Annotated in this window: 22 protein-coding genes; 9 read left to right on the forward strand and 13 right to left on the reverse strand. The window is 57.9% G+C overall.

What is annotated here, in order from left to right; all coding sequences use genetic code 11:
- The first annotated feature begins 124 nt into the window (after positions 1-124).
- Both D8U69_RS02580 and D8U69_RS02585 read left to right on the forward strand, forming a co-directional pair.
- Positions 125-1,816: a molecular chaperone HscC gene (locus tag D8U69_RS02580; RefSeq protein ID WP_130904650.1), complete on the forward strand. Its 1,692-nt coding sequence runs from the start codon at positions 125-127 to the stop codon at positions 1,814-1,816.
- 6 nt (positions 1,817-1,822) lie between these two features.
- The gene (locus D8U69_RS02585) at positions 1,823-3,190 is read left to right on the forward strand and encodes a J domain-containing protein (RefSeq protein ID WP_130906625.1); all 1,368 of its coding nucleotides are present in this window, start codon (positions 1,823-1,825) and stop codon (positions 3,188-3,190) included.
- A gap of 120 nt (positions 3,191-3,310) precedes the next feature.
- Here D8U69_RS02585 and D8U69_RS02590 read toward each other — a convergent pair whose 3' ends face one another.
- Positions 3,311-3,460, reverse strand: a complete 150-nt coding sequence (locus D8U69_RS02590; RefSeq protein ID WP_241668513.1) for a hypothetical protein — start codon at positions 3,458-3,460, stop codon at positions 3,311-3,313.
- A gap of 488 nt (positions 3,461-3,948) precedes the next feature.
- Between D8U69_RS02590 and D8U69_RS02595 the strand changes: the two genes are divergently transcribed.
- Together D8U69_RS02595 and D8U69_RS02600 are read left to right on the forward strand one after the other, a co-directional pair.
- Complete coding sequence (locus D8U69_RS02595) at positions 3,949-6,129, forward strand: TonB-dependent siderophore receptor (RefSeq protein WP_056853330.1); 2,181 nt, start codon at positions 3,949-3,951, stop codon at positions 6,127-6,129.
- A 214-nt stretch (positions 6,130-6,343) separates the two neighbouring features.
- On the forward strand, positions 6,344-6,787 hold the full coding sequence (locus D8U69_RS02600; protein ID WP_130906626.1) for a GNAT family N-acetyltransferase: 444 nt from the start codon (positions 6,344-6,346) through the stop codon (positions 6,785-6,787).
- A gap of 99 nt (positions 6,788-6,886) precedes the next feature.
- Here the strand turns inward: D8U69_RS02600 and D8U69_RS29410 are convergent, their stop codons facing one another.
- Complete coding sequence (locus D8U69_RS29410) at positions 6,887-7,033, reverse strand: hypothetical protein (protein ID WP_177434465.1); 147 nt, start codon at positions 7,031-7,033, stop codon at positions 6,887-6,889.
- A gap of 667 nt (positions 7,034-7,700) precedes the next feature.
- Between D8U69_RS29410 and D8U69_RS02605 the strand changes: the two genes are divergently transcribed.
- Positions 7,701-8,531, forward strand: coding sequence for a type 1 glutamine amidotransferase domain-containing protein (locus D8U69_RS02605; protein ID WP_130904647.1), 831 nt, complete (start codon positions 7,701-7,703; stop codon positions 8,529-8,531).
- Positions 8,532-8,704: 173 nt separating this feature from the next.
- On the opposite strand, the gene D8U69_RS02610 is transcribed toward D8U69_RS02605, so the two are convergent.
- The 7 genes from D8U69_RS02610 to D8U69_RS02640 are packed head-to-tail and all read right to left on the reverse strand — an operon-like array spanning position 8,705 to position 14,999.
- Complete coding sequence (locus D8U69_RS02610; protein ID WP_130906627.1) at positions 8,705-10,072, reverse strand: ATP-binding protein; 1,368 nt, start codon at positions 10,070-10,072, stop codon at positions 8,705-8,707.
- Entirely contained in the window at positions 10,069-10,731 is a 663-nt protein-coding gene (locus D8U69_RS02615; protein ID WP_056853326.1) for a response regulator, read from the reverse strand. Before D8U69_RS02615 ends, D8U69_RS02610 begins: the two co-directional genes overlap by 4 nt.
- An 11-nt stretch (positions 10,732-10,742) precedes the next feature.
- Complete coding sequence (locus D8U69_RS02620; protein WP_130906628.1) at positions 10,743-11,387, reverse strand: tetratricopeptide repeat protein; 645 nt, start codon at positions 11,385-11,387, stop codon at positions 10,743-10,745.
- On the reverse strand, positions 11,384-12,193 hold the full coding sequence (locus D8U69_RS02625; RefSeq protein WP_130904644.1) for an SDR family oxidoreductase: 810 nt from the start codon (positions 12,191-12,193) through the stop codon (positions 11,384-11,386). Before D8U69_RS02625 ends, D8U69_RS02620 begins: the two co-directional genes overlap by 4 nt.
- Complete coding sequence (locus D8U69_RS02630; RefSeq protein WP_130904643.1) at positions 12,180-12,854, reverse strand: iron-containing redox enzyme family protein; 675 nt, start codon at positions 12,852-12,854, stop codon at positions 12,180-12,182. The genes D8U69_RS02625 and D8U69_RS02630 overlap by 14 nt, the downstream gene beginning before the upstream one ends.
- Entirely contained in the window at positions 12,851-14,332 is a 1,482-nt protein-coding gene (locus tag D8U69_RS02635; protein WP_130906629.1) for an AMP-binding protein, read from the reverse strand. Before D8U69_RS02635 ends, D8U69_RS02630 begins: the two co-directional genes overlap by 4 nt.
- Positions 14,322-14,999: a thermostable hemolysin gene (locus D8U69_RS02640; RefSeq protein ID WP_130906630.1), complete on the reverse strand. Its 678-nt coding sequence runs from the start codon at positions 14,997-14,999 to the stop codon at positions 14,322-14,324. The genes D8U69_RS02635 and D8U69_RS02640 overlap by 11 nt, the downstream gene beginning before the upstream one ends.
- A 199-nt stretch (positions 15,000-15,198) precedes the next feature.
- Between D8U69_RS02640 and D8U69_RS02645 the strand changes: the two genes are divergently transcribed.
- On the forward strand, positions 15,199-15,741 hold the full coding sequence (locus tag D8U69_RS02645; protein ID WP_056853320.1) for a cytochrome b: 543 nt from the start codon (positions 15,199-15,201) through the stop codon (positions 15,739-15,741).
- Between the two features lie 98 nt (positions 15,742-15,839).
- On the opposite strand, the gene D8U69_RS02650 is transcribed toward D8U69_RS02645, so the two are convergent.
- Both D8U69_RS02650 and D8U69_RS02655 read right to left on the reverse strand, forming a co-directional pair.
- Positions 15,840-16,670, reverse strand: a complete 831-nt coding sequence (locus tag D8U69_RS02650; protein ID WP_056853319.1) for an alpha/beta hydrolase — start codon at positions 16,668-16,670, stop codon at positions 15,840-15,842.
- 176 nt (positions 16,671-16,846) lie between these two features.
- A complete protein-coding gene (locus D8U69_RS02655) occupies positions 16,847-17,545 on the reverse strand; it encodes a TetR/AcrR family transcriptional regulator (protein WP_130906631.1) in 699 nt (232 codons plus the stop codon).
- 168 nt (positions 17,546-17,713) lie between these two features.
- Here D8U69_RS02655 and D8U69_RS02660 point away from each other — a divergent pair, with 168 nt between their 5' ends.
- The gene (locus D8U69_RS02660; protein ID WP_056853317.1) at positions 17,714-18,142 is read left to right on the forward strand and encodes a hypothetical protein; all 429 of its coding nucleotides are present in this window, start codon (positions 17,714-17,716) and stop codon (positions 18,140-18,142) included.
- Here D8U69_RS02660 and D8U69_RS02665 read toward each other — a convergent pair.
- Positions 18,109-19,080 (reverse strand): AEC family transporter, encoded by a 972-nt coding sequence (locus D8U69_RS02665; RefSeq protein WP_241667856.1) that lies wholly within the window; start codon positions 19,078-19,080, stop codon positions 18,109-18,111. The two genes, D8U69_RS02660 and D8U69_RS02665, sit on opposite strands and share 34 nt — an antisense overlap.
- Positions 19,081-19,167: 87 nt before the next feature.
- Positions 19,168-20,178, reverse strand: a complete 1,011-nt coding sequence (locus tag D8U69_RS02670) for a mandelate racemase/muconate lactonizing enzyme family protein (protein ID WP_206663060.1) — start codon at positions 20,176-20,178, stop codon at positions 19,168-19,170.
- Between the two features lie 359 nt (positions 20,179-20,537).
- On the opposite strand from D8U69_RS02670, the gene D8U69_RS02675 reads away from it, so the two are divergent.
- On the forward strand, positions 20,538-21,272 hold the full coding sequence (locus D8U69_RS02675; RefSeq protein WP_056853314.1) for a FadR/GntR family transcriptional regulator: 735 nt from the start codon (positions 20,538-20,540) through the stop codon (positions 21,270-21,272).
- A gap of 325 nt (positions 21,273-21,597) precedes the next feature.
- Positions 21,598-21,792: a hypothetical protein gene (locus D8U69_RS02680; RefSeq protein ID WP_130904636.1), complete on the forward strand. Its 195-nt coding sequence runs from the start codon at positions 21,598-21,600 to the stop codon at positions 21,790-21,792.
- Positions 21,793-21,857 lie beyond the last annotated feature (65 nt).

A 21,857-nucleotide genomic window follows, 5' to 3' on the forward strand; every position in this document is an offset into this window, starting at 1 on the left:
AGCTGCCGCCAGCACTGCCGATAACTCCAGCCATGGATTTTCGTACCGCTGGTACGACTGTGACGACTGACCTTGCGACCAAAGTGCTCTGCTGATCGGCCGCGTCATTTAAGGAAAAGTGATTGTGATCATAGGTATCGATCTGGGCACCACCAACAGCCTCGTGGCTGCCTGGGACGGCGAACATGCCCGGATACTCCCCAATGCTCTGGGTAACCTTCTCACGCCTAGCGTCGTTGGCCTCGACGACCACGGCCAACTGGTCGTCGGGGATATTGCCCGCGAGCGGTTGCACACCCACCCGCACCTCACCACGTCTCTGTTCAAGCGCTACATGGGTAGCTCCCGCGAAACGCTACTGGGCGCACGCGCTTACCGCGCGGAAGAGCTCTCGGCGATGCTGCTGCGCAGTCTCAAGGCTGACGCCGAACGTGCCTTGGGCGAGCCTGTTAATGAAGCGGTGATCAGCGTGCCTGCGTATTTCAGCGATGCTCAGCGCAAGGCGACGCGCATTGCTGGCGAACTGGCCGGGTTGAAAATTGAAAAACTGGTCAACGAGCCCACCGCCGCAGCCTTGGCCTATGGTCTTCAACAGCGAAACGAAGCGACCTTTCTGGTGTTCGACCTCGGCGGTGGCACCTTTGATGTGTCCATTCTGGAACTATTCGAAGGCGTGATGGAAGTCCGCGCGAGCGCGGGAGACAACTTCCTTGGCGGTGAAGACTTCGATGACCTGCTCGTGGAGCATTTCATCGCAAAAATCGGCACCGCTGACCTGCCAGACACCAGCCTCCCTGCCATCGCACAGCGGTTGCGGCGTGAAGCTCAACGGGTTCGCCATGCCTTGGGGCCGGCGCAGGCGGCACGCTTTACCCTTCGCGAGCAAACGCGTGAATGGAGCATAGAACTGACTCAAGGCGAGCTTGCTGACATCGTTCGTCCCCTGCTGGACCGCCTGCGTGCGCCGATCGAACGCGCAATGCGTGATGCCCGTATCAAGGTCGCGGACCTGAACGAAATATTGTTGGTGGGTGGTACGACACGCATGCCGCTGGTGCGCAAGCTGGTCGCATCCCTGTTCGGGCGAATCCCGGCGATGCAGCTCAACCCGGACGAAGTGGTCGTGCAAGGTGCGGCCATTCAGGCGGCGCTTCAGGCTCGCCATGCCTCCCTTGAAGAAGTGGTGCTCACCGATGTCTGCCCCTACACCTTGGGCATCGAGACGTCGGTACAGCAAGGTGGCGGTTTCCAAAGCGGCCATTACTTGCCGATCATCGAGCGCAACACGGTGGTGCCGGTAAGCCGGTCCCGTACCGTGTCCACCCTCAGTGACAACCAGAGCGTGGTCAAACTGGGTATCTATCAGGGCGAAAGCCGGCTGGTGAATAACAACATTTTCCTGGGGGAGTTGGAAATTCCGGTGCCGCCGCGCAAGGCCGGTGAAGTCACCCTGGATGTGCGCTTCACCTACGACAACAACGGCTTGCTCGAAGCTCAGGTGCATTTGCCGATCAACGGCGACACTCGCCGGCTAGTGATCGAGAACAACCCTGGCGTCCTGCCTGCAGAAGAAATCGCCCGGCGGCTGGTCGCCCTAGAATCGCTGAAGGTGCACCCACGCGATCAGCAGATCAATACCCTGTTGCTGGCACGACTGGACCGTTTGTATCAGGAAAGCCTCGGTGATGGCCGGGAGCATATTGCCGGGCTGGCGAACTATTTCCAGCAAATGCTCGACACCCAGGACGAGCACCGGATACGCGCAGCGCGCAGCGATATCACTCAGCGCCTTGCTCATTTCGAACGAGAGGGTTAAGCCACCATGAGCCATTGGCAATTGCTCAATCTTACCCCGGACGCGGACGAACGCAGCATCAAGCGCGCTTATGCGCGGCTGTTGAAAAATCACCGCCCGGACGAAAATCCCGATGAATTTCAGCGCCTGCGTGAAGCCTATGAAACCTCACTGGCTGAGGCTCGCTGGCGCGCGCAGATTGAAGAGGAGGTCGTTGATGCCCCGTTAGCCATCATCGCGCCTACCGCAGAATACTCCCCACTGGTCAGCCCCTTGGAGTCCGTCGACACCCTGATCACCGTCAGTCCTCCAGAACCGTCCCTGGAGCAAATGCAGCAATGGTTGGCCGAGGGTAAAGACCGCCAGGTAATGGACGCCTTGCGCCACTGGCTTGCCAGCGACTGGCTACTTCCCTTCGAGCGCCGCCAGCAGTTTGAGGAGAGCATATTGGATTGGCTCGAATCTGCCTCGCAATGGTCGCCATCCTTTTTCGACGACGTCTGCCAGGCCATGGGGTGGGACGAAGCCCAGGGTAATTTGCCGTGTGAATACTGGCGCTGGGATCGCCTGATCCGGCGATGCGAAATGCAGGTCATGGAAGAATCCGTGCGCCGTGACCTTGCCAGGTTCGACGCCGATAATATTCATGGGCAGGCCGCCGCCTTACTATTCAAACCCATGAGCGATAGCCGACGTCGTGGATTGGCCGACTACCTCACCAGCCTCGACTGGCAACGTTTTACTCAGATTGCGCAATCCATCGAATACCAGTACCCAGAGTTGCCTCAACGTCTCGGGCTAAAAACACTGGACAACTGGCGGGATTGGTTGCCGCCCGAGAGCTTTCGAGGGGTGTACCTTTTCCTGTGGCTCGCGTTGGCGGTTATTGTTATGCCTTCGGTGTTTGCCGAAACTGCAAAAAGGGATGGGCTGGCCGGTCTGCTTGTCATCCCGCTGTTCATACCGCTCGTGATCTGGTTGGGGATGAAGGATTACCAGATCTGGTCCCTGGTGGCGGTGTCCGCGGGGTCGCTGGATGTGCTGCTCAGCCGCCGGTTACTCCCGCGCCGTTGGTACAGGCAAGGTGCCGGGCTGCTGTTGCTGCGCCATGTACTCCCCACTACCGTGCCCGCAGCCCTGGCATATGCGTGGGCCAGTCATGCGCCGTGGATACGCTGGGTCAGTCCGCTGGTAGTGTTCCTGGGCACGCTTTATTTCACGAATATGGCACTGCGCGGCGGGAAGGTCTCGATGTGGACTGCAGCGCTACGAGCGATTAGACACAAGGTCGGGCAGTTACTCTTGCGAGTATTGCAGCGCGAAGTCTTCGTGGTCTTGATCATCATGCTGGTGATGGGTGTTTCGACCTATTCGCGTATGAAACCTGGTTTTTAGAAGATGAGGTTCCGTGGCATTGCGCAGGCAAGACGAGTTGCTAAACGTCTGTAGGAAGCTATTGGCCCGAAGCAATTCGACGCATAGCGATTGTAAAGAGTTGAGAGCCGTTGAATCGCATCAAGTCGACAAGGCAACCCGCCCTACCCCGGCGAACTCGACTTCCACTTGCACCCCGGCCGACCCCCAGTAGATGCCGGTCCAGCTACCACTGGCCACCAGGTCACCGTCTCGCAAGGGGTTGCCCAGTGCGGCAGCGTGACGCGCCAAATTCCGGGCCGCTAATGGCCCGGGGGCGAACCAGCCGAGGGCATCCGCTAACTGATGCTGTAGGAAAAAGGGAGGAAAAAGGGGACAGATCTATTTTGAGAATAATAAATTCGTCCCCTTTTCTCTGCTTTTCTCTGGTGAATCGTTTGCGGGATCACCATTTACAGGGATAGGCAGACCTCGCGTTATTGAACTCGACTCCCAAGTGTCTGGCGGAGCTTTCATGCTTCGTATAACTCAGCAGTACGTAATCTGTAGGACGGTCAATAGCAGTCAACCTCTACACCCTCTAACTTGCACCCCTCACACATTTTGGGAGGCCTTCCCGGATTTTTCATGCCCGCATAGAAATCAGCAAATGTGAAAATTTTGTTAACTAACTGACTCGTAAAGCTTTCTTCAAGACACTCGATCTGACATGCTAATGCGAATTGTTCTTACACGCACTCGCATCAGATTCGTTTTGTATCACTTGGGGAAGCAGATTGATGTCGTTTCACACCATTCACCGCCGTTCGAACCTTTCTCCTAACCTGTTGGCACTGGCTATCTGCATGGCCAGTATCACCACCGTCTCAGCGGAAGAAGCGCTTCAGACAACGTCCGAAAATGCCGCCCCGTCCAGCACTCTAGAGCTCGGCGCCACCGAAATCGGTGCCACTCAACTGGGCAGCACTACGGAAGGTACCGGCTCCTACACCACTGGCCCCATGCAAACCGCGACCAAGCTGCCGCTGACCATGCGTGAGACCCCTCAGGCGGTGACCGTCATCACCCGGCAACGCATGGACGATCAGGCCATGACCAGCATCAACGATGTGGTGAAGGCCACACCAGGCCTGTTTTTGGACTTTTCCAGCGGCCCCGGCCGGCAGACCTACTCGGCGCGTGGTTTCGACATCGATAACCTCATGTATGACGGTATCCCGAGTGGCTACCAAGGTTGGACGGTCGGCGCCCAGCCGAACCTGGCGATGTTCGACCGGGTCGAAATTGTGCGCGGTGCGACCGGGCTGGTCACCGGTGCAGGAAACCCTTCGGCGGCCATCAACCTGATACGCAAGCGGCCCCTCGCCGAGCAGAAGGTCACCTTGACCGGTGCCGCCGGCAGCTGGGACGACTACCGTGGCGAGATCGACGCTTCCAGCCCGCTTAACGACAGTGGCACCTTGCGCGGGCGGGTAGTCACTTCGTACCGCGACGCCAACAGCTTCATTGATGATGTCGAGGAAGATCACGGCCTGTTCTACGCGGTCACTGAAGCAGACCTGAGTGATGACACCACCCTGACCCTGGGTTTCTCCCACCAGAAAGACAAGACCAACTACTTCTGGGGCGCCTCGATGATCGGCCTCGACGGCCACCACCTGAACCTGCCGCGCTCGTACAACCCGGGTACCGACTGGGAGAACAAGGATCAGGAGATCAACACCATTTTCGCCGAAGTGCGTCAGCGCCTGGCCAATGACTGGAATCTTCAGGTCAACGCCAACTACTCTGAACAGAACGCGCTGTTCACCGGTTCTTACCAGTCGCGCTGGGTCAACAACACGCTGGCCCGAACCGTCTACCAGTCGGCCCACGATGAAAACCAGGCCGGCGTGGACGCCTTTGTCAGTGGCCCATTCGAAGCGTTCGGGCGGACACACGAGCTGGTGGTGGGTGCCAGCAAGCGCATCTACGACATGACCACCCACAACTACGACCCGTACGACACCAACTGGCCGATCAACGCCGGCAAGCCGAACTTTGTCCACACTGACAATAGCCGCGAAGTCACCACCCAAGACGGCGTGTACATGACCACTCGCCTAAGCCTGGCCGACCCGCTGAAGCTGATCCTTGGCGGACGTCTGGATTGGTATGATTACGACAACCGTGACGGCGATGGAGACTACAAGGTCACCCGCAACGTCACCCGTTATGCAGGCTTGATTTACGACCTGGACGACCATCATTCGGTCTACGTCAGCTACAGCGATATATTCACTCCACAGAGTTCTAAAGACACCTCCGCGACCCCCGTCAAGCCGATCGTCGGCAAGAACTACGAGGTCGGCATCAAAGGCGAATACTTCGACGGTGCGTTGAATGCAAGCCTGGCCTTGTTCCGTGTCGACCAGGAAAACCGCGCAGTGCAGGTGTTCGTGGAAAACTGCCCACAGTCTTCCTGCTATGAGGCCTCAGGCGAGATTCGCAGCCAGGGCATCGACTTTGAATTGCAAGGCGCTCTTACCGAAAATTGGCAGATCGGCGGTGGCTATACCTACGCCCGCGTGCACACCATCAAGGATGACGCCAACCCGCAGACCGTGAACCAGCGCTTTGACACCGATACCCCTGAGCACCTGTTCAAGCTGGCCACCACCTACCGCTTCCAAGGCCAGCTGGAGAAACTGCGCGTCGGCGGCAACGTCTCCTGGCAGAGCCGTATGTACAACGACATCGAGTTGCTCGATGGCAGCAGCTACCGGCTCAAGCAGGGTGCCTACGCCGTTACCGATCTGATGACCGGTTACCAGGTCAACCAGAACCTAGACCTGCAACTCAATGCCAACAATATTTTCGACCGCAAGTACTACTCCTCCATCTCCAACTCCGTTAGCTATGGTGGCGACAGCTACGGTGCCCCGCGCAATTTGATGCTGACCGCCAAGTACAGCTTCTGAGTTATCTAGGCGCCGGGATGCGCCGCGCTGCAAACAGCACAGAAAGGGACGCACGTTAAGCCTGCTCCCTTTCTGTGCGGTGGTCGTAAGTTGAACGTGATTTTTGCCGTCACTACCACTTGAAAGCGGTCGATAACCCCGAACATCACAAAGCCGGACTTCCGCGTCATATCACGCGGTAAATCCCCATGCTCAACACGCAGGAGGCGTTCAGATGACCCTCATTTTGAGGCAAGCCCACGTGACCGATCTTCCTTCGATATACCGGGGAGAGCAGGACTACATTCGGTCTTGGGAGCCCACTCACGAAGATACCTGGCGGCTACAGTTGGAGCGTCACCTCACTCGATGGGTTGAAAACTTCGATCGATTGACGGTTGCGATCATTGACGAGCAGTTTGCCGGTTACTCGTTGTGGACACCCGAACAAGATTACGCGGAGCTCTGCACCATCAACGTCAGCCAGGTCTACAGGCGGAACGGCGTTGGCCTATCGCTGCTCAACGCTTACGCGGCCACCGCTAAGCAAAATGGATTTGCTTATCTGCGTTTAAGCGTGCGACCCGATAATCCAGCCGCACTCATGTACCAGAGAGCAGGCTTCTCATGCATGGGAACCGATTCCCATGGTTACCTCCGGTATGAGCGACTGAGCTGATCAAGGCTGTGATTTGCTCAGTTGCCAGAGTAGGCGACCGTCCACTTTTACCCGTTCTCTGCCGAGTATGGTGCTGGTGAATTCCGAGGCAATCGGTGGTCAGAATGAAAAAAATGAAAAAGGGGACAGATCTATTTTTAGAATAATAAATTCGTCCCGCTCGGCGGCGTCGTTGAGCTTTTTCGAGTCGGATTCGTAGGGGGAAACTGGATCGTTTTCCGGGGGATTGGGCGTCGGTTTGATCATGATGAAACTCCTAGAGAAATGGAGCTGACACCATTCGCTGCGAAACGAAAATTAGGTGGCAACTGTACGCGGGTTCGCAGACCAGGACTCTAGGAACTTGGCAGACCCGAAGGTCTCCCACGCACAGCCGCCATGACATGAGAGGCAGACCTGACGATCTGCTCAGGGACGGTAGACGATGTGCGCCTAGAGATTACCGGGCTGCGAAACCCGATCACTGATGTGCAGTGACGCGAATCAAGTTACCGAGCAGCCCCAAGACGCACAAGCCGGCGGATTCTGGCGTAACCGTAGGCAACGGCGCAAGGTTTTGTGGCTTTCTGGAAGAAAGCCTGAGGACGCTTAAACACAAACCCACAACGACGTTTAAAACGCCAAACAGCGCGCCCGCAGGAGCTAGCCTGCTCGAGATCGAAACAATTGAAAAATGTATTGTCTACGCGTGCATATCAATGTTTTTCGCCCCCTCCTGCTGTTCATTTCATTTGCGAATAGGTTGAAGCTGCCATTACTGCGACGGCCAACACAACCCAGCACTGATTTTCGGCGCCAACGTTTCCTACAATTGATTACTCAATGTAATAAGTGAAATTCAATTATTGGTCTCTACCATCGCCAGATCTAGCAATAAGATGGCTCCATCAAACCATCCCTGCTGGAGCATCCCGTGAAAAAAACCATTATTGCCGCCCTGCTCGCCGCTGCCACCAACTATGCCAATGCCGGCACGGTATTGGTTGTCCTGTCGGATCAGGCTCAACTGGACCTGAAAGACGGTAAGGTCATGCAGACAGGTTTCTTCCTGAACGAATTAATGCAACCGGTGCAGACTTTCATTGCCGCGGGTCAAACCGTTGTATTTGCCACCCCTAGCGGCAAGGCGCCAACGGCAGACGAGAAATCCAATGATGTGAACTTCTGGGGCGGCGATGAAAAGGCCCGTCAGGAAAGTCTCGCACTGCTGGCCACGCTGAAGCTGACCTCGAAGAGCGACTCGCCGGCAATCAGCTTCGCGCAGGTTCAGAAAATCGGCTACGACAAGTTCGATGCCGTATTCGTGCCTGGCGGCCATGTCCCGATGCAGGATCTGCTCAAGGACAAGCAACTGGGCCAACTGCTGACCAACTTCCATGAAAAAGGCAAAGTCACCGGCTTCACCTGCCATGGCACCATAGCCATGTTGTCGGCGATCCCGGACGCCCGCGGTTTTGTCTCTGCGCTGGAATCGGGCAAGCAGCCGGCAGCGCCAGCCAACTGGATTTACAAGGGCTACAAAGTCACCGCCTTCACCGACGCGGAAGAAGAGCAGGCCAAAGGTTTCCTCGGTGGCGGCCATATGAAACTGTTCCCGCAGGATGGCCTGACGGCAGCCGGTGCGAACTTCTCCGAAGCCAAGCCATGGAGCGAGAACGTGGTCGAGGATCGCGAAGTCATTTCCGGCCAGAACCCACAGTCGGCCAAGGCAGTCGCCGTGGCCATGCTGGCGAAAATGAAGTAATCCCAGCCTGGTTGCAGGTGCTGCGGGTCGATCAGCTTTGGCTCCAGCACCGCCGTCTCTGCCGACACGCTGGAAGCTTGGGTGTCGGAAGACGACGCCCGCATTGTTCGCTCAAGCCCAAGGGTTCGCACCGCACCGGAGAGAAATCGGCCATCGAAACATGAAAGGCCGGGTCAGAAACGACAAATCTCCAATGTAGCGCGCAGTCCTGCAGGGATACGATTCTCTAATCTGATTTGCCCTCCCAAGCGTTCCGCAATCGTCTGAACGATAGCCAGCCCCAAACCTGCACCCTGGTCGTTTCCGCGACTGTAAAAACGCTCGAAAAGTCGCTCGCGATCTTCTTCATTGATTCCCGGCCCCTCGTCTTCGACGCTGAGTTCGTAGCGATTGTCCTTTTTGCTCAGCCTCACCGTGATCACGCCATGCAGCGGGGAGAAATTCGCCGCATTGGTGACCAGGTTGTTCAAGGCAATATCAATGACAGCGGGGTCTACTCTCACAGGCTGTATGTCGGCGGTGACATCGAAAACCAGTTCGAGCTCCTTGCTCAACAACCAGGGCGTCAACTGAACAAGGCTCTCACGAACGGTGGCAACCAGATCGATCGGCGCGGGTGTTTGCGTGCCTGCCTGGGGTTCGATGCGGGCCATCGTGAGCAATTGATTGACCAGCCGACTGGTACGGTCCACGCCAGCGATGAGGTGTTCAAGTGAGGTGCGACGATCAGCTTCGCTCCCTGCCTCCAGTAGGTTCTGCGCATGGACCCTGAGCACGGCCAGTGGTGTGCGCATTTCGTGGGCGGCGTCAGCGACAAATCGTCGCTCACGCCCCAGCACTTCCTGAATCTGCGCGAGCATTCGGTTGAGCGCTGCCTGCATGGGTTCAAGCTCCGTGGGCAACGGCGTAAATTGCAAGGGCTCGAGCGAGCCAGGGTGCCTGGCCCGTAATGTCGCGGCCATGTTGACCAGCGGCTGCAAGCCCCAGCCAATGGCCAACCAGATCATGGCAGCCAGCATCAGGCTTCCCAGAATATTGGGCCACAACGTATGGCGCACAATTCGGTCGACCAGGTCCGAGCGGACGTCGTCTCTCTCGCCTACCCAGATGCGCAAACCGTTTTGCTTGTCTTCGAGCAGAAAGGCACGCCAGCGGCGATTGCTCAAGTCGACGACATCGCTGAAGCCTGGCGTCCTTGGCGGTGGGTTGAAAGACGGCGCGCTAGCGGTGTGTACCAGTACTTCGTTACTGGCGTTCCAGACTTGAAAGGCAATCTTCGTCTCGTAGGGATGGCCGTCGACCCTTGGCACCGCTTCGCTCAGGGCCTGATTGAAAGCCTGGTACAAATCAGCATGTTCTTTGCCGGTCATGGGCATGCGCATCACGCCTTGCAGCAGCCGGGCGTTCTGGGCCAGTTGTGCGTCATAGACTTCGGCGATTTCGTGGTTGCTGTCGTGCAGGTTGAGCAGGCTGATCACGGCCAGGCCGGCCAGCATCAGGCCGATGATCAGCGTCAGGGTGCGCCGCCTGATCGAAGTCATCCACGCTCCTCCACCAGATAACCGACACCACGGATGGTGCGGATCAGGTCGGTGGAGAATTTCTTGCGCAAATGATGGATGTGAACTTCCAGCGTGTTGCTTTCGGCTTCCTCGCTCCAGCCGTACAGCAGTTGCATCAAATGGTCGCGAGTCATCACCCGCCCGGGCGGCGAAAGCAGTTCGTGCAGCAGTTGGTATTCCTTGGGCGTCAGGGCCACGGGCTCGCCCTTATAGCTGACTTGCTGAGTGCCGGGATTAAGGCTGATGCCCGCGTGCTCGATCGTCGATTGCGCGCGCCCGGCGCTTCTGCGCAAAAGCGCACGCAGGCGGGCTTTCAATTCCGCCAGGTCAAAAGGCTTGATCAGGTAATCATCGGCCCCGGCATCCAGCCCGGCGATACGGTCTTCGGTGGCATCGCGCGCGGTAAGGATCAGCACCGGCAGGTTGGAGCCACTGTCACGCAAACGCCGCAATACCTGCAGACCGTCCATGCGCGGCAGGCCGAGGTCGAGCACCACCAGATCGAAGGTTTCGCTGAGCAGCGAATGCAGTGCGCTGCTGCCGTCCTGCAACCAGTCGACGGTGTAACCCTCGCGACCCAGGGATTGAGATATCCCCTCGCCGAGGGCCACGTCATCCTCTATCAGTAATAAACGCACATGGACTCCTGTCAGCCAAGTTTCTTGTTTATGTCCACTAACAGTGCTTCGATCTCCTTGCGACGCCCGGCATCGGCGGTTTCGCGTCCGGGTCTAGGCGCCGCCAGCAGTGCTTTTTGTAGCGCAGCCTTGGCTTCAACGTAACGCTTTTGACGGTAGAGGTGATCACCCCAGAAGTACAGGCTATCGATACCATTTGGGTTCATGCGCAGGGCCAGTTCGAGTAACTCCCCGGCCTTGTCCGAGTCGCCAAAACCGATGGGCCATCCCGGTACACGATCATACAGCGCGCCGAGGCTGGTGTAGGCTGAGCCCTGCAGCGCTTTGGGGTCAATCGCCAGTGCCTTTTCCAGATCGGCCCTGGCTTCCTTGACCTTGCCCAGCGCCCCCAGCCCTCCCTGGGCACCGGCCCAACTGCTGGTGACGATGCCGGACCAAATCCACGCTTCAGCAACCGATTGGCGCTCCTGAGTGAAGCGTGAGGCTTGTGCAGCGAGCTTTTCGAACGCGGCGGTTCGCTGCCCTTCCGGCACTTCGTACTGAATATGTGCCCAGCTTTGCTGGATATCGTTCAGGCGCTGCTGATCGGCAGCGTCCAGCGCCCAGGCGCCCTGGCTGAAGGCGCCAAGCAGCAGGCATGCGATGATGTATTTCATGGTTTGAGATTCTCCTGGTCTGTTTTCTGGCTCAAGCGGCGGATCAGCGGCAATTGCTTGCGCAAGCCACGGTCCACCAGGTGCGGTAGCAAACTGTTGAGGTGCACGAAAAAACGTTCCGGCCATCCCAGGTACAAGTCGCGACGGTCACCGGCAATGGCATGAATCACCGCGGTCGCCACGGTACGCGGATCGTCGACATTGGCCTTGAGCGCATCGTTCAGCGCCTGGGCTGCCGGACTGTTCATGCTGGTGCGGGTGGCTCGCGGGGCAACGTAGAGGACGCTGACCCGCGTGTCGGCCAGCTCCCGGCGCAGGGCTTCGGAAAATCCGCGCAGGGCAAACTTGCTGGCGCAATAATTGGCGTATCCGGCGTAGCCAATGGAGCCATAGGTCGAACCGACGTTTACCACCATGGCGCTGTCAGCTTGCTTGAGCATCGGCAGCAGGATTTTGGTCAGACAGATCGGCGCGCTGATGTTCACCGCCAACATCGCGTTGATCTCGTTGTCATCGAGTTGTTCGAGCATGGCGAAATGATTGACGCCGGCGGCATTGATCAACAAGTTGATGCCGCCCATGCTTTCGGCTTCTGCCTGTACCTCCCGGCGCTCGGCGGCGACGGTCAGATCGGCGCCTACCCAGCACAGATTATTCGGGTAGCGTTTAAGCAACGCATCCAACGGCTCCCTATGTCGAGCCACCGCCAGCACATGGGCACCACTGGCACACAGGGCGGTAGCGATGGCCAGGCCGATGCCACCGCTGGCACCGGTCAACACGACTCGAGCTTCAGACAGGCGCATGGCGGTTCTCCCCGTCGCCCGGCAAGCCACGGAACATGTCGGCGTATAGCTTATAGACCACTTTCGATGCATGAATGACGGCGGCCTGGTCATCCGGATCATCCAGGGTGTCCATCAGTCGCCGGTAGGTCTGCATGTGCTCGATATCCAGAGAGCCGTGGGAACTGAGGTAGCTGAAGGCGCTTTCCGGCAGGTCCAGGCGTTCGCGAATGCTGCTGGCGGCGTGGGTGGCCAGGGCAATGCTGGTGCCTTCAAGCACATTGACCATGCCGAACAGTCCTACCGGGTTGTCTCGGGCAATCAGGTCGTAAAGGAAACCGACCATCAATTCGATAGGCAAGGACGGGCGGCCGTCGCGCACGGCATCCCTGTCACCGCCACAAGCCTCGATGTCATCGAGTATCCATTTTTCATGACCGTACTCATCTTCGATGTATTCGCACACCGCTTCACGCAGCCATTCCAGGCGCAATGGCAGGCGTGCACCGCAGGCCATCATCAACGGCACGGTATGACGCACGTGGTAATAGGCCTGCGTCAGAAAGGCCCGGTAGCTTTCGAGGCTGACGTTGCCCTGCAACGCATTGCGAATGATCGGCAGGTTGAACAACGTCAAGCGTTCTTGGTGAGTGGCTTCTTGCAGGGTTTCAAAAAAACTCATGGCGCGGATTCCTCGGAAAATGCAGATTCGCTCAGTTGCGCCCGGTAACGCTCGACGATGGCGTCCCGGCGGGGTCGACCATTGGCTGTCAGCAAGCCATTGGTGGCGGTGAACGGTTGGTTAAGGCGAGTCCAGTGGTGGACCCGGGCGTAATCGGGCAAAGCCTCGTTGGCCTGGGCCACGGCGGCGGCCAGTTGTTCGTCAGTGCAGTCGGGATGATGGGGCCAGAGCAGCGCATGGTTGCGTGGCATGGCTTCGCCGTAGACGAAGGCCTGGGCGATATGGCGGCGCTGGGTCAATTCGGCCTCGACCCATTCGGGGTTCACATTGCGCCCGAAACTGGTGACGAATTGATGCTTCTTGCGGCCCTTGATGTATAGAAACCCGTCGGCGTCGAACTCACCGAGATCACCGCTGGGCCACCACTGGGCGGTATTCGGTGCGTCCCCCAGATAGCCCAGCAGGGTCGCACCCTTGATCAACACTTCGCCATCGTCGGCCAGGCAAATCTGCACATGGGACAATGGCCGCCCGACACTGCCGAGACGCCGTGCTTGCGGACGATTGAGACATACCACCGACGCACATTCCGACAACCCGTAACCTTCGTAGACCGCAATGCCCACACGCTCGGCACGCCGCAGCAAGTCTTCGCAAACCCGGGCCCCTCCCACGGCGGCAAAACGCAAATGCCGGGGATCAAAGGCTTTCTGCTCGGCAGCGCTGACCAGCATTAGCAGCAGCTGTGGCACCAGGATCAGACTGTGAGGGCATCGACTGGCCAGGCATCCCAGCAGCAGCGGTACATTCACACCGCTGGCGCCTTGAATACCCAGTGACTCCTGGCTTGGCAGACTCAAGGTGGCACCCGCGTACAACGCGGCATAACAACCAATGTTTTCCAGCAAAATGGCCAACGGCAGCAGGGCCAGGTGGTGTTGCGGATCGGTAGGCTTGCTGGCTTGGTCCAATTCGCGGGTGACCCGCAGAATACTCTCGGCACTCAAGCACACACCTTTGGGGGTACCTGTCGTGCCCGATGTGAACGTCAGTTTGGCAGTGCCCTCAGGCAAATGGCTCGGGCTGTTGAAAGCGCGACACCAGAACTCGCCACTCTTCTGGTAGCCCGCTGCTTGCAGCTCCTCTTGCAATGAAGGCTCGGCGATCACCCGTTCGGCCTGGCTTTGTTCCAGGCAATGTTGCCGTTGCGCCGGGCTGAAAAACGGCGGCAAGGCCACACAGGTCAAGCCTTCAAACAAGGCGGCCAAGTCCCAGAGCATGGCGTCGATGCCATTGCCCAGTGCCAATGCAAGCACTTTGACATGCTCATCGCGCAAGCGCTGCTGGCGATGAATAACCTCTGCATACAGCGTGGCATAGTCCAGCTTTTGCTGATCGTCCCATAGCGCGGTGGTATTGGATTTTCGCTCGGCATGGTTGCGCAGGGTCAGTTTGAAGCGTTCCACTTCAGGCGACATGGCAGGCCCCCTCCATGGACGTTGGCAAGCCCAAGCGGCTAAACAGACCTGTGTTGCTTAAATGAACGAACCCGGCCCGAATGTTGCCAACGTGGACCCAAGGTTTGCTTTCGTAGTAACTGCCCCAGGCGTGGCGGTCCTCGCCCAGCCGCGCAGGGTCGGCGGCACACAGCGTCACTGGCTTCAAACCCAAGCGATGAAAACTGTTTACCAGCCCCAGGTTTCCAGTAAATGCCACCCACTCAAGACCACCCATGGCCAGCAGATAAGTCATCGCGATAATGCTCAGCCGAGCACTTCCTGTGCTGCTGGCCGCCAGATTGCCCACCTCGACGATACCCGAACGGTCTATGGCCTGATCCGCGGCAGCACTGATCAGCGGATCAATCGCTTCATCCAGATAACCCTCGAGAAACAGCGGTCCGTCGCTTGCCAGACGTACACCCACCACCGCATGCAGCGCGCCGAGCGCATCGCTCATGCCAAACAATTGCGGCATGAAATGGCGAATGTCGGCACCATGGGCCTGGCGAAAACGTTGCTGGATGAAACTTTCGAAGGTGCACCGTTGCGGGTCGTCGGGCAGTGCTCTGACCAGACGCATCTGCGGCGTTTCGGCTTGGCCGAAATGCAGCGGCAACTGAACATTCCAGTTGAAATCGGACATTGAAAGACACCTCCCCCGGATCAATTTGGGAGAAGTATCAAACGCATTTCTTAACGAAGTCTGAAGGTGAAAAAGGTTTGACCAAAATCGTCTTCAGATTGCCTTAAGGCTTGGCGGGCAGTGTGACAGCCGTCGGCTCGATAGCCGAACCCACGCTGTTCAAACGAGTTGACAGTTTATTACCTGCATGAGGCCAAAAATGACTGGCGATAAAACAACACAACGCTACACAAGGCTGTCGATCACTTTGCACTGGCTGATGCTGGCGCTTTTCGTCGGCGTATACGTTTGCATCGAAACCAAGGGATTGTTGCCACGGGGCAACCCTTTAAAGGGTTTGTTTCTCGGGTTGCACGGGCTGTTCGGTCTTGCCATCTTTGCCCTGGTCTGGGTCCGTCTGCTCGGGCGACTGACACCACGCCCACCCATCACGCCAGCGTTGCCCGCCTGGCAAACCGCTATTTCTCACCTGATGCATCTGGCGCTGTATGTCCTGATGATCGCCACGCCATTGCTAGCCTGGCTGATGCTGGCAGCAGGCGGCAAACCGATGCCGTATTTCGGTTTTTTCCTGCCAGCACCGGTGGCGGTCGATCCTGACCTGGCCAAGCAATTGAAGCAATGGCACGAACTGCTCGGCAGCGCCGGTTATTGGCTGATCGGCCTGCATGCGGCGGCGGGGTTGTTTCATCATTACTACGTGGGCGACAACACATTGACCCGTATGCTGCCAAGGCGTTGATTGCCCTTGAGCCCCGGACATTCAATCAAAATCCGAACACCCTCGATTTCAACTCCACAAGAGGCCGGGGCAGGTTTTCCACCCGCCCCGCCCTTCGCCTAGCCTTTTACGAACGCCAGCAAATCAGCATTGATTGCATCGGCGTGGGTGGTAGGCATTCCGTGCGGGTAGCCCGAGTAAATTTTCAGGGTGCTGTTCTGCAATAGTTTGGCCGACAGGAGCCCGGAGTTTTCGTAGGGCACGATCTGGTCGTCATCACCGTGCATCACCAGCACCGGTATCGTGATGCTCTTGAGATCGTCGGTAAAGTCGGTCTGGGAGAAGGCTACGATTCCGTCGTAATGCGCCTTCGCACAGCCCATCATGCCTTGGCGCCACCAGTTGCGAATGATGCCCTCGGACGGTGTTGCACCCGGGCGGTTGTAACCGTAGAAAGGTCCTGCTGGAACGTCATGGTAGAACTGCGCGCGATTGGCGGTCAGTTGCGCCTGCAAGTCATCGAAAACCGACTTCGGCAAGCCTCCAGGATTGCCTGGGGTCTGAACCATCAACGGTGGTACGGCGCCGATGATTGCGGCCTTCGACACACGGTCTTCGCCATGGCGCGCGATGTAGTGGATGACTTCGCCACCGCCGGTGGAGTGTCCTACATGGACAGCGCCTTGCACCCCAAGATGGTCGACCACGGCCGCGACATCGTCGGCATAGTGATCCATATCGTGCCCGTCCCAAACCTGTGTGGATCGCCCATGGCCGCGCCGGTCGTGTGCAATGACCCGGTAGCCGTTTGCCAGGAAAAACAGCATCTGCGCATCCCAGTCATCCGCACTGAGTGGCCATCCGTGGTGAAAGAACAGCACCTGGGCATCACGTGGCCCCCAGTCTTTGTAAAAGATCTCAACACCGTCCTGCGTCGTCACATAACCCATGCTCGCATCTCCTGTATGAAATGGAGGTCACGATCGGCATCGTGTCCTGTTGCATCTGCACTGCTTCGCCGCCCAATCACTTCAGGTTTGAAGTCAACTTCAAGGTCAATGGTTTTGCCAGGCGGAATATGAGCATAGGCGAACTGGCAACAATCAGCGGATTGGCGCCTTCAAGACTACCCACGGCCTTTGACGATTGAGGATTCAGGCCTGATCGCAGGATCGGCCCTGCGCTTTTGTCGCGCCTGCTCGCCTTCCACCAGCGCCTGACGCACCAGCGCCCTCGCCGCCCAAGCGGCGCAGTCGAGTGATTCCTCGATGCTTGCACCGCTGATATCACGCACGGCAATCATCGCCTCGGTGCCCATGACGATCGACAGCGCCTGCTTCAGTCGTTTGCGTGCCCGGGGTGAAAGCGTGTCCTTGAGTGAGTCGACGATCGGCTCGATGTAGCTCATCCGCCGGCCTGGCCTTAACGGCTCGTGCGTCTCACTTTCCAGCCACACGGTCATGAAAGAACGCTCCATCACGTGCAGGCCGATTTCGTCCTCGATCAACAGTTTGTTCAACGCGATCGCCGCAAGCCCGACGGCCTTCACCGGATCGTCTCCCGGCTGCCAGAAATGCTCCAGCGGCTTCATCTCACGATCGGCCGCGGTCTCACTGATCAGGGCCTCCATGGAAGGAAAATAGCGATAGGCCGTGGCGCGCGAGACCATTGCGCGCTCGGCCACCTGTGCGACTGTCGGGTTATGGCCCTCGTCGCGCATGGCAATGGCGGCATCGATCAGCGCTTGGCGCGTGCGGTGTTTCTGGTTGGCGCGGCCTTGGGAATCGATGTCGCTGACGGACGGGCTTGACTTCGGTTTCGGCATGGAATAAATGATACTCCGTCTATTCATGAGACTAGAGTCTCATAATAGGCAGAAGGCACGGGATATGCCAACAACCCCGAGCACGGCACGACCGCTGCGCCGGGCAGAACGACTTCACATCGATATCCGGCAACTGAGCGCGCCTCAGGCGCGCATGAGGTGAGTGTCATGAATTTCAATCCCCGTTCGCGGACCTGGTTTCGGCTGGCTGCTCTCTATTTTGCCTTTGGCGTGTTGATGGGTGTGACAATGGGCGCAACCGGCGACCACTCGCTCTTCGCGGTACATGCCCATGTCAATTTGTTGGGATGGGTGTCAATGGCCCTGTTCGGGCTCATCGGTGCGATGCACCCCTCAATGACTGAAGGACGCATTGCTGCAGCGCAATTGTGGACCTACAACGTCGGCGTGCCGGTCATGCTCGGCGCATTGACCCTGCGCCTCAAGGGCTTCGCCGCAGTGGAGCCGTTGATTGCCATCGCCTCGGTGCTGATTGGCTGCAGCGTGCTGCTTTTTGTCTGGCTGGTGTTCTCGCGAGTCGGTGTATCGGCCCAACACCCAAATCAGGTTGCGGCCAGCCCACCATCAATCAGGTAGATGGCGAAAGAAAACGTCACGATCGACAGCACCGTACTGACCAGGATGGAAGTCGCGGCTTCACTCTGATAGGCGCCGGTCTGGTTGGCGAACATCGCCGGGATCGTCGCCGACGGAAGCGCGCAGAGCAGGATCATCTGTTGGGCGTAGAGTCCATGGGTGCCCAGCATCACAGTGGCAGCGAACATCAACACCGGGTGAATGAGCAGTTTGAGCCCAAGATTGCCCCAGACTTCACCCGACATCTTCAGCTTTTCGGAGGACATGATCAGTCCCAGGCACAACAGTGACACCCCAGGCGTCGCCTTGCCGAGCAGATTGAGTGACTCCGCAGCAATTGGCGGCAGTTTGAACTGCAGCAGCGAGATCAGGATGCCAAGGGCTGGCGCCCACATCAGCGGACGGCGTACCGCTCCCGAGAGGCTCGATACGAACGCCTGGGTGCCGCTACCTTTTCCATCGGCGATGGTGAGCAGCATGGTGGTCAGCGGGATCATTACCAGGCTCGCAACCAGGTTCAGCACGAGCACTGAATAAATGCTCCCGGCGCCGTACATCGTCGCGAGGATGGGAATGCCCATGAACGCTGCATCCGGATAACCGTTGACGAAGCCCTTGAGCGTCGCAACCTTGAGGTTGCGCGTGGTGAACCAGCCGATCGCCAGCGCTATGGTGTACATGCCCATGATGCCGATAAACGTCGCCACGACAAATTTGAAGTCGAACAGCTGTTCACGAGGCGTGCTCGCCATCCCGACAAACAGCAGCGCCGGGAATATCCAGCCCAGCACCAGCCGGCTGATCAGCAGGCTGTCCGAATGGGTGAGCCGCCCGCGCTTGCCGGCGATATAGCCGAGCGCGATCACAAAGGCGACGGGCAAAATCGGCCCTACGATTCTGTCTAACATGTGCTCAATCCTCGTATTTGTTTTTATCAAGAATGTCGTCGTGACTGATCGAGGCCGACACGGCTACAGCCGTATGAGCGTCGATCCATCGTGGCAATGACCTGGCGGTCTTTGCGATCAGGGTTTGAAGCGATAGTCGCGGATGACGTCCTGGTCCGGTTCGATTCCGAGCCCCGGCCCCTGCGGCACGTCGATGCGGCCGTTACGCGGAATAATGGCGTCGCCATAGAGTTGCGCTTCGAGATCGAAGTAACGCCATTCGACCAGTGACTTCGCACCGCCGAGAGCGGCACTGCCATGCACGGCGGCCAGCAGGCCGGGGCCGTCATAGAAGGCGTGGACCATTACCGTGACGCCGTGGGCATTGGCCAGCGCATAAACTTTTTGCAGTTCGGTGATGCCACCCATTTTTGCCGGGCTCGGCTGAATGAAGTCGACCGCGCCAGCCTCCAGCAGATGCTGGAAGTCCATCAGCGTCGAAGCATTCTCACCGGCCGCAACCGGGATGCCGCCGTGCTGACGAACCCTCGCCAGCCCCGAATAATCTTCCGGTGGCCACACCGGTTCTTCGATCCAGCGCAGGTTCAACGGGCGAAGTTTCTCGGTCATATCGAGCGCTTCGCGCACCGTCCACGGGGCGTTCACGTCGAGGGTCACTTCCACGCCAGGGCCTGCGGCTTCGCACGCGGCGCGGATGACATCGGCATCCACCTCATGCAATTTCAGATGACGGAAACCGCTGTTCACCGCACGCTGCACATTGATCCTGATCAGCTCAGGGTCGGCATAGCGGATCAAGCTTGCGTACGCCGCCAGCGAAGTGGCCTCGCTGCCCCCCAGCAGTTGGAAAATCGGTTGACCGGCCGCTTTGCCGGCGATATCCCACAAGGCGATATCAATCGCCGACAAGCCATAAATGAACGCACCACTGCGACCGAAGACGTGAAACTTCCTCTGCAAGTCGCCCTGCAATTTCTCGCGTCGCGTGATATCCGCGCCGATCAGCTCAGGCGCGAGGATTGTGTCGATCACGATTTTCACTGCTGGTATTGCGGTGAAGCCGAAGGTTTCACCCCAGCCGACGATACCGTCATCCGTGGTGACCTTAACCACGAGGGAATCGACCATCTGAAGATCTTTCGGGCCCCATACGCCCCCGGCCGATTTGCCCCCCGTGGTAAAGGGAATTCGAAGCGGAATGGTTTCAATGCTGGCAATTTTCATATGGCTGCGCCTCGGGCAGGTTGCAAGAGTGGCGCGGCGAGTTTCGGAGTTCGTCCGCGTCAGGGTTGAGAACAACGTATATGACGTCCTGTTGTCCCTCAACTGAACAACTATCGCTTTTTCACACGCACTCACAAAAAACAACATAACTTATTGTTTTAATTGGCATTAATGATTGATGTCGTTGGCGTATTTCAGTTGTTACTGTCTGGAACAAGTCTTCTCATGTAGATTAAGAAGACAAGTGAAAGGGATGAATGAGCATGAGTGAAATGAATGTGCAACCCGTCGCGCGGCGACCTCATCTTGCCGAGCACATTGCCCGCTCGTTGAGCGACGAGATCGCTTCTGGGCGCCTGCGGCCGGGAGACCGTTTGCCGACGGAACAATTTCTCTCGCAGAACTTCGGCGTCAGCAGGAATGTCGTTCGCGAAGGGATCGCGACGCTTCGTGCTCAAGGGCTGATCCAGTCGCGCCAGGGCGTTGGCGTCTTTGTCTCGGCCGCGGCACACTCGCCGCAGCCTTCACCTCAGCGCGAGCGCGCGCCGTTGCTGGACGGCGATAATACGATCCGCAATATGTTCGAAGTGCGCGCCGTACTGGAAAGCCAGGCCGCTGCACTCGCGGCGTCGCACATGACCCCACACAAGCTGAAAACGATCCAGGCTGCCGTTCTGCGGATGCAATATGAAGGCGAACCGACGCTGGAGACGGTCAATGCCGACCTCGACTTCCATCGAGCTGTGGCCGCAGCATCGGGCAACGACTATCTGGAGACGATGATTCGTACCGTGCTCGAGCCGATGCGGGCTCTGATCACCATGAACTTCGCACGGCGGGGCCCGGTGTTCAGCAATATTCCGCATGCGGCACGCGGTGAGCATGAAGACCTTGTGCAGGCGATGACCGACCGCAATGCGGCGGCGGCACGCCAGATCATGGGCCAGCACATCGTCAACGCCGCCTCACGATTCGGCTACGAAATTGATTTCTTTTAATGTGGACGGCCGGACGGCGGTTGTTTCGTTGTCCTACAAGAACAACATCCGAGAGCGCAGGAGCATTTGCCGGGTGCATCACAGTTGCGTCGCAGATACCAACTGAGAATCGACTCGCGACTTGCGAGCCGCTATTACGCTGTTCAAAAGCCCGGACCAGCGGTAAAGACCTGTCATGAAATGAAAAAATGCTGTCGCCCAATGCAAGATCGGAAGCCACACCGTCAATAATATCTTCTTCACAGAGCAACCCCCGTTATTCGAAGGCATGCAGAGTCAGCGAACTACTGACCTGCAGTCTTCAGTCCTGTGGAGAAAAACAAAAATGCGTGTAAGAAAATTTGCTGCCAACCTGAACGCCGTGATGGTAGGCCTGACCCAAGTCAGTACGGTACTTGGCAACCCGATCAGGGGAGATGAGGAAGGAAAGGATAAAGCGTTGATTACGCCGGACCAGGACGCCTTTTATCCAGATTACACAGCCCTTCTTCAATGCTTTGGCGAGCGGGAAGATGAGTGAGCAGGCAAATTGTGAAACAGCCGCGTAGCTTTTGACTCGACCTGTGATTACCAATCCGCGGCACT

It is taken from the genome of Pseudomonas sp. Sample_16, assembly GCF_004307665.1.
Classification (GTDB): Bacteria; Pseudomonadota; Gammaproteobacteria; order Pseudomonadales; family Pseudomonadaceae; genus Aquipseudomonas.

Excerpts from the sequence above, each read along its gene's own strand:
- D8U69_RS02585 (WP_130906625.1), top strand. The coding sequence starts at position 1,823 with ATGAGCCATTGGCAATTGCTCAATCTTACCCCGGACGCGGACGAACGC.
- D8U69_RS02595 (WP_056853330.1), top strand. The coding sequence starts at position 3,949 with ATGTCGTTTCACACCATTCACCGCCGTTCGAACCTTTCTCCTAACCTG.
- D8U69_RS02600 (WP_130906626.1), top strand. The coding sequence starts at position 6,344 with ATGACCCTCATTTTGAGGCAAGCCCACGTGACCGATCTTCCTTCGATA.
- D8U69_RS29410 (WP_177434465.1), bottom strand. The coding sequence starts at position 7,033 with ATGATCAAACCGACGCCCAATCCCCCGGAAAACGATCCAGTTTCCCCC.
- D8U69_RS02610 (WP_130906627.1), bottom strand. The coding sequence starts at position 10,072 with ATGACTTCGATCAGGCGGCGCACCCTGACGCTGATCATCGGCCTGATG.
- D8U69_RS02620 (WP_130906628.1), bottom strand. The coding sequence starts at position 11,387 with ATGAAATACATCATCGCATGCCTGCTGCTTGGCGCCTTCAGCCAGGGC.
- D8U69_RS02625 (WP_130904644.1), bottom strand. The coding sequence starts at position 12,193 with ATGCGCCTGTCTGAAGCTCGAGTCGTGTTGACCGGTGCCAGCGGTGGC.
- D8U69_RS02630 (WP_130904643.1), bottom strand. The coding sequence starts at position 12,854 with ATGAGTTTTTTTGAAACCCTGCAAGAAGCCACTCACCAAGAACGCTTG.
- D8U69_RS02635 (WP_130906629.1), bottom strand. The coding sequence starts at position 14,332 with ATGTCGCCTGAAGTGGAACGCTTCAAACTGACCCTGCGCAACCATGCC.
- D8U69_RS02640 (WP_130906630.1), bottom strand. The coding sequence starts at position 14,999 with ATGTCCGATTTCAACTGGAATGTTCAGTTGCCGCTGCATTTCGGCCAA.
- D8U69_RS02645 (WP_056853320.1), top strand. The coding sequence starts at position 15,199 with ATGACTGGCGATAAAACAACACAACGCTACACAAGGCTGTCGATCACT.
- D8U69_RS02650 (WP_056853319.1), bottom strand. The coding sequence starts at position 16,670 with ATGGGTTATGTGACGACGCAGGACGGTGTTGAGATCTTTTACAAAGAC.
- D8U69_RS02655 (WP_130906631.1), bottom strand. The coding sequence starts at position 17,545 with ATGCCGAAACCGAAGTCAAGCCCGTCCGTCAGCGACATCGATTCCCAA.
- D8U69_RS02660 (WP_056853317.1), top strand. The coding sequence starts at position 17,714 with ATGAATTTCAATCCCCGTTCGCGGACCTGGTTTCGGCTGGCTGCTCTC.
- D8U69_RS02670 (WP_206663060.1), bottom strand. The coding sequence starts at position 20,178 with ATGGTCGATTCCCTCGTGGTTAAGGTCACCACGGATGACGGTATCGTC.
- D8U69_RS02675 (WP_056853314.1), top strand. The coding sequence starts at position 20,538 with ATGAGTGAAATGAATGTGCAACCCGTCGCGCGGCGACCTCATCTTGCC.
- D8U69_RS02680 (WP_130904636.1), top strand. The coding sequence starts at position 21,598 with ATGCGTGTAAGAAAATTTGCTGCCAACCTGAACGCCGTGATGGTAGGC.